10 protein-coding genes are annotated in these 14,549 nt (G+C 52.0%); 4 read left to right on the top strand and 6 right to left on the bottom strand.

Annotated features, from left to right (window positions below; genetic code table 11):
* Positions 1 to 7 precede the first annotated feature (7 nt).
* The 4 genes from hmpA to CA264_RS10180 all read right to left on the bottom strand — a co-directional run bounded on the left by hmpA (position 8) and on the right by CA264_RS10180 (position 6,154).
* Positions 8 to 1,222 (bottom strand): NO-inducible flavohemoprotein, encoded by a 1,215-nt coding sequence (gene hmpA / locus CA264_RS10165; protein ID WP_036776028.1) that lies wholly within the window; start codon positions 1,220 to 1,222, stop codon positions 8 to 10.
* A gap of 208 nt (positions 1,223 to 1,430) precedes the next feature.
* On the bottom strand, positions 1,431 to 2,042 hold the full coding sequence (locus tag CA264_RS10170; RefSeq protein WP_237151207.1) for a cupin domain-containing protein: 612 nt from the start codon (positions 2,040 to 2,042) through the stop codon (positions 1,431 to 1,433).
* Between the two features lie 513 nt (positions 2,043 to 2,555).
* The gene (locus CA264_RS10175) at positions 2,556 to 3,410 is read right to left on the bottom strand and encodes a hypothetical protein (RefSeq protein ID WP_025606851.1); all 855 of its coding nucleotides are present in this window, start codon (positions 3,408 to 3,410) and stop codon (positions 2,556 to 2,558) included.
* A gap of 317 nt (positions 3,411 to 3,727) precedes the next feature.
* The gene (locus CA264_RS10180) at positions 3,728 to 6,154 is read right to left on the bottom strand and encodes a TonB-dependent receptor (protein ID WP_025606852.1); all 2,427 of its coding nucleotides are present in this window, start codon (positions 6,152 to 6,154) and stop codon (positions 3,728 to 3,730) included.
* Positions 6,155 to 6,292: 138 nt separating this feature from the next.
* Between CA264_RS10180 and CA264_RS22090 the strand changes: the two genes are divergently transcribed.
* The 3 genes from CA264_RS22090 to CA264_RS10190 are packed head-to-tail and all read left to right on the top strand — an operon-like array spanning position 6,293 to position 8,266.
* The gene (locus CA264_RS22090) at positions 6,293 to 6,433 is read left to right on the top strand and encodes a hypothetical protein (protein WP_169728053.1); all 141 of its coding nucleotides are present in this window, start codon (positions 6,293 to 6,295) and stop codon (positions 6,431 to 6,433) included.
* A gap of 50 nt (positions 6,434 to 6,483) precedes the next feature.
* Positions 6,484 to 7,518, top strand: coding sequence for a sensor histidine kinase (locus tag CA264_RS10185; RefSeq protein ID WP_084196202.1), 1,035 nt, complete (start codon positions 6,484 to 6,486; stop codon positions 7,516 to 7,518).
* A 1-nt stretch (position 7,519) separates the two neighbouring features.
* Positions 7,520 to 8,266, top strand: a complete 747-nt coding sequence (locus CA264_RS10190; protein WP_025606856.1) for a LytR/AlgR family response regulator transcription factor — start codon at positions 7,520 to 7,522, stop codon at positions 8,264 to 8,266.
* Between the two features lie 557 nt (positions 8,267 to 8,823).
* Here CA264_RS10190 and CA264_RS10195 read toward each other — a convergent pair.
* On the bottom strand, positions 8,824 to 9,555 hold the full coding sequence (locus CA264_RS10195; RefSeq protein ID WP_025606858.1) for a YoaK family protein: 732 nt from the start codon (positions 9,553 to 9,555) through the stop codon (positions 8,824 to 8,826).
* Between the two features lie 1,179 nt (positions 9,556 to 10,734).
* A complete protein-coding gene (locus CA264_RS10205; RefSeq protein WP_025606861.1) occupies positions 10,735 to 12,711 on the bottom strand; it encodes an ATP-binding protein in 1,977 nt (658 codons plus the stop codon).
* 917 nt (positions 12,712 to 13,628) lie between these two features.
* On the opposite strand from CA264_RS10205, the gene CA264_RS10210 reads away from it, so the two are divergent.
* On the top strand, positions 13,629 to 14,042 hold the full coding sequence (locus tag CA264_RS10210) for a hypothetical protein (RefSeq protein ID WP_025606863.1): 414 nt from the start codon (positions 13,629 to 13,631) through the stop codon (positions 14,040 to 14,042).
* Positions 14,043 to 14,549 lie beyond the last annotated feature (507 nt).

Consider the following 14,549-nt stretch of genomic DNA (forward strand, 5'->3'; position numbering starts at 1 on the left):
TGCCGGTTTAGCTGAGCACAAGGCTGGCCGGTCCGAACTCCTCGTAATGGATGGCCGTGGCCGGAATCCCCATAGCCGTCAGGTCCTGAAACTGCTTTTCAATGAACGGCGCAGGGCCGCAGACATAATAGTCAGCGCCCTCCAAAAGGGCCTGCTCTTTTAGCTTGCCCAGTTCCACGATTCCCTCGTATACCCCTTCCACCTGCATGTCCTCGTCCAGGGTATCGTAGAAAATATGTTTTCTCAGCCCGCCATGCTGCGTTTCCAGCGTAGTAAGCGGCTCCCGGAAAGCGTGCACTTTTTTGTTTCTGCAGCCGTGCACCCAGACAACCTCTCTGTCGCTGTTCGTGCCAGCCAGGTACTCCAGCATACTCAGCAGGGGAGTCTGCCCCACCCCGCCACTTACAAATACAACTGGTGTGCTCTTGCCTGTGTCAAGGATAAAATCTCCTGCTGGAGGAGCCACCTCGATCACTTCGCCCTCCTGTACTGCATCGTGCAACCTGTTGCTGATCATACCGTTCGGGTTGCCGCCTGCACCAGGTTCCCTTTTCACGGAGATGCGGTAATGGCTGCCGTTCGGGGCGCTCGAGAGGCTGTACTGGCGGGGCTGCAGCAGGTTTAGCTCCGGCAGGAACAAGCGCAGGCTGATGTACTGCCCGGGCAGGAAATCAGCAACTTTGCCCCCATCGGCAGGATATAGGTAGAAAGAAGTGATCTCCTCCGACTCCTTTACTTTCTGCTTTACAATAAAAGGTCGCCAGCCGGTCCAACCTCCTTCCTTCGCCACCGCCTCGCTGTACAGGCTCTTCTCCAGCCCCGTCATCAAATCCGCCAGTTGCTGGTAGGCCACGGCCCATGCCTCGATCAACTCGTCCGTGGCTCCCTCACCCAGCACTTCCCCGATAGAGGCGAGCAGGTGCTTGCCTACGATGGCATAATGCTCCGGGCGGATATCCAGGCTCACGTGCTTGTGGCCAATCTTGGTCACGGCTGAAACCAGGACACTGGGGTCCTCAATGTGCTCTGCGTATGCCAACACGGCCAATGCCAGGGACAGCTGCTGCTTTCCATTGCCTTGGTTTCCCATGTTAAACACGTTCTTCAACTCCGGGTTATGTGTAAACATGCGGCTGTAAAAGTGCGTGGTCAGGGCAACCCCATGCTTACGCAGCACTGGTACTGTTGCCTTGATCAGTTCTTTTTGCTCATTCGTTATCATAAATTACTGCATTAGTTCAACTCAAAGTTACAACACAGGATAGGGGCGTAAAATGATATTTGTCATCTTACATAAGCTTGACGCGTCTGTTAAGCACTCTTTAAATAGCCAGCGTCAGCAGAAAGACCGCTTCTTCCAGCGCATGGACGCTGTGGGGAATGCCTGCGTGAAGTGCCAGCATTTGCCCTTCCCCTACCTCTGCTGCACGCTACTCCGTAGTAAACCTGATCTTTCCTTCAAGCACCTGTACGCTAATGATGCCGGGAGCCGTGTGTGTTTTCATCTCCGCGCCCTGGTGCAGTGCCACAAGTACGATCCGCATGCCAGTGGTCTTGTAAACCGTGATAGCGTTCCGATCGCTGCTGCTCCAGGTCTGCTCCTGTTTGATCTGTCTTCTGAAGGAGTACAGGTCTACCTCTACCAGCGGGCCATCGAGCGGTGCGGACGCACGCTGGCGGGCAGGTTCATGAAGCCCTCCCGCTGGGGCTGCCTGGGGCGCTTTGGCGCTCTTAACGTTTATCTTTTCCTTCAACGCCTTTACCAAGTCTCCCGCCCTGGCGTCGCTGTACATCCCGTAGCCATCCACGAGCGTTCCTTTCACATCCAATTTGGTGGAGGAAATGGCATACACCACGGCCTCGTCACCCGGATCCGATATTCCCTCAAAGCGATAAAACGTATCCACCACGAACTCGTCGGGGTGAATCTTCAACGTATTACCGTGGCACGACAGGCAGTTGTCGTCCAAATTGAAATCCACAATGTAGCCTTCTCTTTTAAGCTTGTCCAAAGCTTCCGAAACGGTGCTCATAGTATCCATAACAATCATTTAATGTGTGGGGAAAAGAGTTTACATCACCATGAGGCCGGAGTTCTTGGAAGTACCGGTAAAGCCGCCATGGTGTTTTCAGTTATACGCAACGAGGGATTGCTGTTTCAATATGGCGTAAAATGCTTTGGCTTTAGGCGCTTTACCATACCTACGCAAGGGCAGCGGGGCTGGTAACAGTAACCAAAAGCGCCCCCCCTTTTTAAACAGGCAAACTGACAGGCACCCGATACTGGTGGCTAAAGCAATCGACTCTCATGGAAAGCACAAGTGTGGCCCTCTGGTAGCTGTTAGCGCGCAAAACAGTACTGGCGTTCCTGCGCCGCTTTTTACGGCTTCATCGGCTGGAGCGGTGCTCCTTGTTGCCCTCTAAAACTGACACTACCTTGATGCTCAAATCCTGGCTTCACGACAAGTAACGTGCATAAGAATGGCGAAAGCCCGGGTACCTGCCTCCTATACAGGAAACGGACAACCGGGCTTTGGAATAAGGGTTTACTTTTCTTAGCTGGCTTTCAGCGTGATGGTTCTTTCCACACTGTTGTAAGGCCCGGGCAGCACTTTGCCGTCCTCGCCTATCAGTTCCAGCTTAATGGTGTTTTCGCCCATCGGCAGCCCTTCCATGACATAGGGCAGCCACCTGTCCAGCATGAATGTTGTTCCGTTGATGGTGGCCCTTACCTTATTGCCCTCAGGGGAAAGACCTGTATTAACCAGGTAAAAGTCCAGCATGATGCGCTTGGCCTCCTCGCCGGTATACTCCCCTTTCGGGCGGCTATAGAACATGTGCGGCGCGTTCACATCAAAGTCTGCCTTTTGCGCTGGATTCCCTGCTGTCACCACGCGCAGGTCATAGGCGCCCTCGTGCTTCAGGCTCTCGTGGTAGGAGCGGGACAGAAACGAGAGAATCACATGCTCACCCTCTTCCAGCTCCTTTGCAAAAGCGGTGTCATAGTGGGCCGTGTAAGGCTGGTTGTCCACGAGGTTATGGATATGCTGGCCCTGGTGCGAGTTGGCCATATGCTCGGCATGCGGGGACGATGTCGCCTTGGTAAGCTGGTAGTTCTCCAGCTCGTAGGAGAAATTCACCGGGCCCGGCTTCACCGTGCCGCCCGCCGCAGGCTCGATCATTTTCAAGGCTGCATCCGGAAACTTGGGAGAGTCGTCAAACGCATACACTCTCAAACCATCCTTGCTCATCACATCCCCTGCCGGTGTAGGAGCTTCGTTCGCCGCAGCGACAGAGTCTTGCATCGCCATGGAGTCCTGACCTGCACCTTCCTGGTTTTGCTCATTAGAGGTGCAGGAAGTAAAGGATAGCATAAGTGAGGAGGCCAGTAGCAGATGTGCTTTTTTCATATGTATAGGGTTTAGGTTAGAGTTCCGGCTAAGGTAGTCATTTTATATGATCCGAACAGGAGAAGCTGGGGCTTGAGGCCCCATTGCTAGGCATGTCAGGAGGTAGGCATCCTATGGTAAACGTTGTGACTGGATACAGCTGATTCCGGTTCGACTTTATTTTGAATGCGTTTGATTGACATCTGGCACTGCTGTTTCTTTGGTTAGCAGGTTCTACTGCTTCTTCCTTCAGTAACACATAAAAACACACTTGTCTGTGATGGGCGAGGCATTTGGCCTGTTCTTCTGCTTCAACCACATGTACCAACGATTCCCCCCTAGTTTCCCCCGGCCCTGTCTGCTTCGTTTAAGTCAACCGGACGCTTCTTAGTTTCAAACTTCTCTCCTCTATTGAAGCGATAGCGCAGGTTTATCCTAAAGCTCTGCGTGCCATTGTATTGCTTTGAGGTGATCGCGTTTCCGCTTATAGTGGTGTTGCCGGCAATTTTCTTGGTTTTAAATATATCTGTCACGCTCAGGCTCAGATCCAGCTTTTCATTCATAAAGGAGCGTTTTAAGCCAGCATCCACCCACCAATTAGCCTCCAGTTTGTACAGGCCGTAGGCAACAGGGCCCTGGTAACAGGCATTCATCTCCATGCGCACATCCGCCGGGAGTAGAATCTGATGGTTTGTTTGAGCTAGAACCGTTACCTGCTCGTTCTGCAATACCTGATCGTCTCTTTTCTGTGCATAGCTCTGGTAGAGCAAAGTAGCGTTGCTACTCACTTCCCACCGTGCCGACACCCGCACGGGAGCAACCAGCGTAGCACTCGCACTCTCCATGTCATCCACGTTCTGCTGTTGAAGTATAGTGACCTGATCTGCAGAAATCTGAACCGGCACCTCTGCCACGAAGTCTTTTGTAAGCGAGTAGCCCAGTACCAAGTTATAGCGCTGCCTATAGCTTTGAGTAAGCGAGAAGGAATGCGTGTACTGTGGCTTTAGGTAAGGGTTGCCCTCTACCAGTGTATAAGGGTCAAGGTAGAACATGAACGGATTAAGCGTCTCATAACGCGGCCTTATTATTCCTCGGCTGTAGCTGTAGCTGATCTGGTACGCATCATTTACGCTATGCTGCACAAAGAGGCTCGGAAACAGGTCCACATACTTGCGGTCGGTGCTTTGGCTCAGGGTCACCGAACGCCCCTCGGCTACAGTCTGTTCAGCGCGAAGTCCCCCCTGCAGTTTCCATTTTCCGCCAAGTTGAGCCGCGTAGTTGGCGTAGGCAGCATATATGTTTTCCTTGTAGACAAAGTGGTTGCTTCTGCTCTCGTCCAGGTGTTTCACCATGTCTGCTGTTGTGTAAAAGCGGAGGTCGTTATCTGATACGACGTGGCTTACCTTGGCTCCCATTTCCAGTTTACCCGCCTTATCAAACAGCATTGTAAAATCGGTTCTGGCTGAGTATATATCGTAACTGGTCGGATTCTCTGATAGCAGCAGGTCTTCGCTCACAGGGGATACACTGCCCAGGCTGTCAAACTTGTTCAGGAAGCTTGCCTTGTCGTCACTCTTCAAGCGCACATAGTCTACATCAGCCGAGAGTGTAGTGCCAAGGGTGTCCAACTTGCCTAGGTAGTGCAGGTTCAGGGCACTGTTGCTGTACCTTGTCTTCGATACGTTGGCGGCATTTACATACAGGTCCTTCTGCGGGTTTGCATGACGCAGATAGGTGTTTGCCTGCACCTCATCCTCTGCCAGGTAGCGGGAAACCCTACCGAACACACCTACACTATGCTGGTTGTTGAGAGCATAATCCGTTCCCATCCGTAAAACGGGCACAAATTGGGTGCCCTCTTCTTTCATCCGCTGCTTCAAGCGCACGTCTGGGTTATCAGAAGTGGTGCGCAGCATGTTATTGGTGCGCAAGCGGGTGCGCTCCGCCACATCCAGGCTCGCAAAAAAACTCCACTTGCCCTGCTTGTAGTTCAGATCGGTACCGGCGGTGTAACCGTGCAGCTCGGCATATTGATACCCTGCATATACACTACCGTTCATACCGGCCATCGTGTTCTTCTTCAGGTTGATGTTGATGATACCGGACGCACCCTCCGCTTCGTACTTGGCTGAAGGGTTAGTGATGATCTCCAGGTCCCTAATGTTTTCCGCCGACATACTTTGCAGCAGGTTCTGCAGCTCCTTGCCGGTCAGGTATGATGCCCTGCCGTCGATCATGACCTGCACGCCAGCCTTGCCGTTTAGCTTTATATTGCCTTCCTGGTCTACCCACACCCCCGGAGACTTAGTGAGCACCTCGAAAGCAGTGGCGCCTCCTGCCATGGCCGTACCCTCCACGCTCACCACCGTCTTATCGGCCTGGGTTACCACGGCAGGGCGCATGGCCTGTACTACCACCTCACCCAGCAGCTCTGCATCTTCCTGCAGGGTAAGGCTGCCCAAGTCTTTGCTGGAATCAATTCCATCCACATCAAACACGGCTGTTTCTAACGGCGTGTAGCCAACCATGCTTAGCCTGAGTTTGTACTTGCCAGCACCTGGCGTTCCGATCTGGAAGCTGCCTTCCGCACCGGCAATTGTTCCGGACACCACGGCACCGTCTGCCGCTTTCAGCACAGCCACGTTTACAAAGCCCAAGGGCTGCCCGCTGGCGTCGTGCACAGTGCCGGAAAGCATACCCTGAGCCAGATCATGCTGGCTAATACACAGTGACAGGAGCAGAAGAAGGAGTCTTAACGGTTTCATAGTTTTGTTCTTTTCTTAGTTGTTTTTTATCTTCAGCTTTGCGCTGTTTGTGCACCAAAGATGAAAAGACACAGCAGGCTATGAAACCAGATTCGGATGAACCGGGACTTTGGGGGAATGAACCGGAATATAACCTGAATGAAAAAGAAAACCGACGGAAAGGAAAAGCCTCTCCGAAGTATGAGAGGTGCTCCAAAGTATTTTGCAGGTGTCTTTAGAGCCGGCAGGAGGGGCAATGTCAGCCTATTACCCTTGCAAATTGGCAGGAACTTCCAGTAATTAGCACCAAGCAGGAAATACACCTTTCACTACAACCGCCCTCCCAGCAGATGCACCTTAATCGGAATCTTGTACTTACTAGAATTGGTACAGCAGCCTTAACATCCCTCTTCTTTTACTACACGTTTGTCTTCATCAACCTAGGCACTGTGTTCTGGTATGAGGCAAGTGCGCTAAGAGAACTGCTGCTCGTGTTCCTGTTCCTGATCTTCACCTTCTGGATGCACGACAGGATTTCAACGCGCTTCAATGCGCCTCCTTTCCCAAAGCTACCTGCTTCCATCTATGCTTCTTTAGAGGCCGCTTCCGTTATCGCAGGCAGCCTCTTCCTGTGTCTGCTCTTGGTGTACCTGCCGACGCACCTCCTCCTGCCAAGCGCGGAGGTGCTGCCTCTCCGGGTGAGGCTAGGCTTTGTGGTAGGGGCCATTATCTCCCTCTTCTTCTATTATCTTGTGGAGCGCGAACGGAAAGTAAAGCAGCTGCAGGAGGAGCACTTACGGGCAGAGCAACTGCAAAAAGAGACCTACAGGGCACAGCTGGAAGCGCTTAAAAACCAGGTGAACCCGCACTTCCTCTTTAACAGCCTGAATGTGCTCAACTCGCTCATTTACGTTGATCAGGATAGGGCCGCTGCTTTCCTGAGTCAGCTATCGGAGGTTTACCGCTCCCTGCTCGACAGCAGTGGCAAGCAACTGGTGCCTCTGAAAAAGGAACTTGAACTGGTGCAGGCCTATATTCACCTGCTGAAGACACGGTTCGGCGCCAACGTGCAGTTTCTGGTGGAGGTCCCGGATGCCTACCGGCAGTTGGAGCTTCCTCCTACTGCGGTGCAAATGCTGCTTGAGAACGCTATCAAGCACAACGGCTATACTTCGCAGAAGCCCCTTCAGATTTCTATATTTGTGGCAGACGGAAAACTGGTGGTCAAGAATAACCTGCAGCCGCGACTCGATGAAGTAAAATCAACCAGGATTGGCTTAAAGAACATTGGCACCCGGTACAGCTACCTTACCGGGCAGGAAGTGGAGGTAACGCAAACGGAGCAGGACTTCATCGTGCGCCTGCCCTTACTTAAAGTTGTGTAACATGAGAACTCTTATCATTGAGGATGAGCAACTGGCAGCCGATGCCCTTGGCGCCATTATCACGCGGCTCAGGCCCGAAGCCAGTATTGTTTCTTCTGTTGGGTCTGTAGAGGAGGCGGTGGAGTGGCTTACCCTGCACCAGAGCCCGGACCTGATTTTCTGTGACATTCACTTATCCGACGGCAGCAGTTTCGGCATCTTTAAGCAGGTGGAGGTAAAATGTCCCGTTATTTTCACGACAGCATACAACGAGTATGCCATAGAGGCGTTCAAAGTAAACAGTGTGGATTACCTGCTAAAGCCCATCACGACGGCGGATGTGGCCCAGGCCCTGAAAAAGTATGAGACCCTGCACCTCAGGCAAGGTATAACAGGTTGGCAGCAATTCCTGCAAGCACAACCGCAGCAAACTAAAACAAGGTTTCTTGTAAAACAGGGCCAGACCATCAAGGCTGTTTCGGTGGAGGAAGTGGCTTATTTCCGGGCAGAAGAAGGCGTTGTGTTCCTGGTAACGCACCAAGGGAAACGCTTTATCATCAACTACACGCTAGACCAGTTGGAAGAGCAATTGGATCGCACTGTTTTCTTCCGGACTAACCGGCAGCTTATCGCGCACATCAGGGCGGTGCAGGAAGTCCGTCCGTACCTTAAAGGACGGCTGCACCTGTTACTTCAACCGGCCTCAGATACAGACATCATCGTGAGCAACAGCAAAGCCCAAGCGTTCAAAGAATGGCTGGACCAGTAGTATCGTAGGCACCGGAGCAACAGAGGCGGCGACAGGTAAACCTGCAGCAGCACCTACTCAGCATCAACAGGTTTCTGAACGGTGTTTTTTTCACTATCGTAAGGGTAGAGGTTACCGTTTCAAGGTTGTGATGATTTTAAATAACCTCTGGATTTGGAAGAATGGCTTTTAACTTCGCTCTGTTAGCAGGTATCAACCCGCCACACACATACTGCACTCTCACAGACCAGTATAAATCCTAAAGGAAGCCCTCCAAAGACTTATTCCAGGTATTTTAAGGCGGTACCGTAAAATATCGAGCCTTCAGCTACCCCGTGGTACCCCCCTATCAATAAAACAGACGACCTACTCATTCGATAGTGGCTGAACGTATGTCAGGAGTACACACATACATGGTTCTAAAGCCCCGTTCCCACTGCTCATAGGTTCCAGTCATAGGCAACCAAATCGGACAGGTGCGCTCACACTGGCGGTCAAGAATCACCTAAAGAGGTGTACTCTCTCCAAGAGTTCGTGGTAATAGTCTGATAAGCCATATAATTGGTCCCCATGATGTCTCACGTTCGGTGCTGAGCACGGAATAGGCGATAGTAGCTGAGTTTCAGAGTATCGTAGGCTAAGGCTAAGGCAAGAAGCCCGCACGCCACCAGCAGCGTTCCTAAGTTTAACACGCTGTATACATAACCTCCAACAATGCCCCCCCCAAAGAAAGAGAAAATTATAGCAAACTTCAGATTCACACTCCGTACAAGCTTCATCCATTGCCCACCTCTTTTACAAAATAGCAACTGTGACAGCTCGATCCCCAAATCCGTGAAAAGCCCCGTCAGGTGGGTAGTTCTAACTACCGATTTTGAAACCCGTGTGACTAATGCGTTCTGTAAGCCCATTGCAAATAGCAACAGTAAGGCAACTGTAGTGGCGCTCACCCCGCTTTGCAGCATACGATCCCCCTCCATGCCCATCAGCAGTAGGATGACAATCTCACAGAACACAGGCCCCACATGGGTCCTTTTATAGCCCTTTCTTAAGGAAAGCTCCGTCACAAGGCTTGACAGAAACGACCCCAGGAAAAAAGCGGTAATATAGAGCAGAAAGGTAAGTGCTAAACTGTATTGCTTCCGTTCCACCTGCTCAGCAAAAAAAGCAAAATGACCGGTGACGTTCGTTGTCAGGGTGTTTACCGACAGTACTCCGCTAATGTTGACCATCCCGGCAATAAAGGATAGCAGGCCTGCCAGCCTTAGGTTATGCCTGTAAGTCCTTCTCTTTCCCTGGTGCCGAAACATTCAAATGGTACTTTTTTCTCCCTAAAGCTACCTGCCATTTAGACGGTTCACTGCAAAGTGAATTATTGTACAGCAGTTACCTGAGAATTTCCCGAAGCATCTGTCGAAGCAATGGTAAGGTATGCGGAGCAATTTAAGAAAACTACAGTCAAGGAATAACCTGGAGTTTAGAAATGCTTCAATGAAAAACTTATTCCTGCCTTCCTAACTATTCTCAGGCTTCAACAGGTTGTGCTGGGTAGGCCGCCTGAGGCCAAGAAGCACAGCTGCTGAGTGGGTTTGATGTACCCGGATCAAACTTGCTCCCAGCATTAGTGTCCTTGGGTATCTGCGAGCGCTTCCAACAACATTACAGAAGCGGGAGACCGGCACCAGGACCGGCTGCAAAGCTAGGCGCAGGCGCGGGTTTAGCACACCCGCGATATTCTTGTTCAAGGTTGTTTTTATTCGCATGAATGCTCTTGTAGCGGGTTCCTGGAAATTTTGGCGCTATTCTCAGGCGTTCTAGATGGGTGTCTGGAGCAGCCCCTTCCGCAGCCGGTGCTCTTGTGAAAAGCAACATGGGCCTCTGAGGCCGCCTGTGCTTTCGTTAGCTTCATAAAAGAAGAAAGGGCACAGGAAGCTCCTCGACCCTTTCCATGTTATGAAAAACAAACTCAATGTCATAAAGGTAAGCATTCATCTGAGCAACGCCAGCGGGAGAGACGCTTTTCACAGCGCCTGCTCTTAACAGTAAGCTTAGGCGTAGAGACAGAGTTTCTTGGACCTAGGCCAGCCGGTGCATGCTGATAAAGGAGAATCCGTATAACAAAGCAGCACGCTCTTAAATAAGGACCACAAGAGGCATCTCAAGTTCTACTACTGAGTGAAATTTTTGACCCTGCTTCCAGGCCCCTCTTCTGTAAGAGGAAGTGTTACGTGAAGCAAGCTGCCTTTAGAACTTTTCCTGTCCTCCCCCATTGTTACGCCAGTATCTTCGCATAGTGCTGCGTTGTACTGTGGTTGGTCGGCCGGAGTTTCTTCGACATGCTCTCCATAAGCACCCCGTTCAACGGCGAGACCATGATGGCGAAGGTGTGGCGGGCCGTGTGGAAGGCCAGTTGCCTTTGGATTCGACAAACTGCTGCAATCTCCTATGTCCCCAAGGAGTAACCCCTTCAATAGGCCCATGTCCACACGTTAAGATGACACAGGCTTCTCCTGCCGCGCTACGACAGCCTCCCCTATAACAGCAGACAGCATAATAGTGAAGACGCTCCCCTTCCCCTGCTCGCTTTCCACCTGAATGCAGCCCCCAAAGCTCTCCACCAGCTCTTTGCAGAGCATCAGCCCCAAGCCAGTGCCTTTCTCATTCGCGGTCCCAAGCGTTGTGAAGCGGCGCTCGGAAAAGAGCTTTTCCAGGTGCACAGCCGACATACCACGACCCTGGTCGAGCACAGAGAGGATTACTTTTCCGCCACTCTCCCCTGCCTGCAGCCGGACTTCTTTTCCGGGGTAAGAGAACTTCACCGCATTGGTCAGCAGGTTTCGCAGCGCAAAGGCCAGCCTTTCCCTGTCTGCCAAAGCAACCAAGTGCCGGGACACCTGGTTGACGAGGCGGATATCTTTGGCCTCCGCCTCCGACCGTACCTGCAGCACGCTCTGCTCGGCCACTGCATATAGCTCCACCGGCTGCGCCTCTGACCCGGCGACATCCAGCTGCGATTTGGCCCACACCAGCACGTTGTCCAACATGCCCGTGGCCACCTCCATCGCCTTATCCAGCAGCCCGAACAGGTGCCGGGTTTCACCCTCCGACATGTGCTTCTGCTGAGCCAGCCCCAGCACGCCTTTGACGGTATTGAAGGGGCTCCGCAGGTCGTGGGACACGATAGAGAACACCTTATTCTTAAAGGCATTGTGCCGCTCAAGCTGCTGGTTCTGCTCCTGCAGGGCCATTGCCTGCGCCAGGATCTCCGCCTGTTGCTCCTGCACCTGGCCGTACGCCACACGAAGGTCCGCGTGGGTAGCCTTGAGCCTCCTCCGGTTCACATACAGTAATCCCAGCAGCACCAGTAGCAGCAGGATCAGCGTCCACTGCAGCAAAAGAGCCCGCCGCTGACTAGCTATCTGCGCCCCCTTTTGCTCCCCCTCCGCCTTCAAAAGGCGATTCTCCTGTTCCCGCTGTAACGCTTCATAGCGGGCCGTTAGCTCGGCTTCCAGCTCCTTGCGGCGCTCAGCGTTCAATAGCTCGCTATGCCGGGTGTAGAGGGAGAGGTAACTGTAGGCTTGACCAGAGTCTCCCATGGCAGCGTAGATCGCGTGCAGCCCCTGGGCCGCCTCGGCGATCTTCTTGCTGGACCCGGTCTGCTCGGCTATCGCCAGTCCCTCCAGAGCGTACCGTCGGGCAAGCCCCTGCTTCCCCACGGCATGGTAGATGTCGGCAATCTTCACCAGCGAGGACAGCCGGATCATCTCATTTCCAATCTCTTCGTTCAGGCGAACGGATTGGAAGAGGAAGGGCAACCCCTGTTCCGGCTGCCCCAGGTATACGTGCACGTTGCCGATGTTATGGAGGCTGATAGCCCAGGCCCTACGATCACCGATTTCTTTCTGGAGCCGTGCGGCGTGCTGGAAACAGCGTAGTGCCTGCCGGTACTGCCCCTTCACCTCGTGCACGTTACCCAGGTTATTGTAGGTCTTGCTCAGCCGCAGCACGTCGTTGGTAGTTTTGGCCAGCTCTAGGGCTCTGCGGTAGTGGCGCAGCGCCCGCTCATTGTCCTCGATTCGAATATACACGTTCCCCAGGCTCAGCAGGGAAGTAATCACGCCGGCGGTGTCCTCCAATTGCTCCCTGGCTTGCAGGGCGCTGAGGTGGCAACGCATGGCCTGGTCGTACTCCCCCAGGGCCAGGTGCGCCCTCCCGAGCAGGTGAACGGCCTCGGCCCTCCCGGCCACCAGTCCCGCGGCCAGCGCCAACTTGTTGGCTGCCTGCGCGTGCATCCTGGCCTTTGCCGGGTCAGCAAGTAGGTACTGCTCGCTCAGCCCGCAATGCAGCCTCACCCGCGCAGAGTCCGTGGTTGCGCGGGCCAACTCGGCTCTCAGGCTGTCTTCCAAGGCGCGCTGCGCCTGGAGCGGACCGGCGAGCAAGAGCAGCAACACTAAAAAGATTTTCATAAAAGGGCTAACATATGGCAGCAAGCACTACGCTGCTGGTTTTCAGCTATGGTTGGGATACATGTTTCTTTATTGCATGCAAATGTAAAAGGAAAAAAGATAACCGACATATCTTTCTGCATACTGGTCATACTATTGACTGCCTGCTTTTTATCATACTCAAGCTTTCTCACAGCTGGCGCTGCATGATTGTAAGCTTTAATATCACGGTTTAGTTTCGCTTGCCCCCAAAAGCTGCTCCAGGCTTTCTTCAGTTACCTATCTTTGGGGCTTTCTGTTTTTGTCTAAGCCCAAGATACCGGCAGTCTACAACCAAAGCTTAGGACCAGCACTACTCAAAGCTCTACTTTCCCGCAGCAGTATATAAAATTCTAACGATATGATATAACCCTACTGAAAGTTATCCCTGCCTCATCTCCAACTGAAGCCACTCAACTCAACAATGGGCAAATGAAGAGGTCTCTACTTAGTAAATTCTCACGTCCATATCAAACTCTTACAGGCTCCCTCCAAAGCTTTGACAAGGTTGCCCAAGGACTCGTCTTCATTATTTCCTGTTGCAGATGTATTCCCCTTTAGTCTAATGCTTCCATCTTTAGAAACAGCTCCTTACCATCCTACGCTTCGTTGTCAGCTTTACCCATGCGCAGAAGGTGTGCGCATACTAAGGTATCAGACCGGGAGCTTGGCATGCTTAAGCCGTATATAGTACCAGGAAGTTGTTTATGGTTGCTGTCCGCTCAAATCAAAGAACAGCAAGAGGTGAAACAGAATGGAGCAAGGCCGCTACCCCTACCCAAAGCCACTAACAACCTACCATGCTAGAAAAAGAGAACAGGGAATTTTACGGTGATTCATCAATTTACATTAAGTTCGCAAACTTTTGCACCAGTTAGAATACGAACCGTTTTTATCAGATGAGGCAGGAACTTAAGAATATATTCGGAAAAGTATTTATCACGATAACCGTAGACAACGAAAACAGGTGGGTACACACCAACTGGATCGGCTACCTGACACAGGACAACATCAAAGCAGGTGCTCTGGCATACACGGATGCAATAAAGGCGACAGGGTTCAGCTGCGTACTCAACGACACCAGCGAGGTCCTTGGGAGCTGGGACCACTCTCTTGAGTGGGTTCTCAATGAATGGGCAACCAAAGCCGCTGCTGCTGGAATAAAGCACTTTGCCCTGATAATCTCTCCCGATACCTTTGCCGGGACCTCCGCATCGAACTTCCACGCAAGCAACAGCGCATTTGAGGTCAGGGTTTTCAACAACAGAACCAGCGCCGAGCCCTGGCTACGACAATATTCCTTAATGAAATAAAGGGTTGGGTGTTATGTACTGGAATGTGTGAACGAATGTGTTTCTCCCGTATGGAACAAGAGGTTGAGTTAAGGAAAGTGTTCGGCAGTGTGTTTTCAAAGCCGGAAGGATAAAGGGCAGCGCAATTCTGCCTGCTCAGTGGGTCGGTGTGCAGTCCTTGTTCCTTTATTGAACAGACCCCACACGTAAAGCCTGAAGGCCGTTATTCCAGCGCCATAGAGGCGTTGAAGGGAATCCATCAACAGCCCTTCGTCTTAATTTTTCCGGACCTTCAAATGCCTGATCTGAGTGCTACAGAATTGGCCCGTGCCTTGGACAGGGCGAGTATGATACAGGTCCTCGTGTTTTTTTCCTCAGCCTTTAGCCAGTACGGTCATTAAATACTTCAGCATAACGCATGATTAGCTTTACCCTCTCTTTCAGTACGACTGAGTTACAATTGGTACCATGCCCTTTTAAATCTTTAAAATAGTTATTCACACTATAACTATTTCCACTATCTTACCA

This window comes from Pontibacter actiniarum, from assembly GCF_003585765.1.
GTDB lineage: Bacteria > Bacteroidota > Bacteroidia > Cytophagales > Hymenobacteraceae > Pontibacter > Pontibacter actiniarum.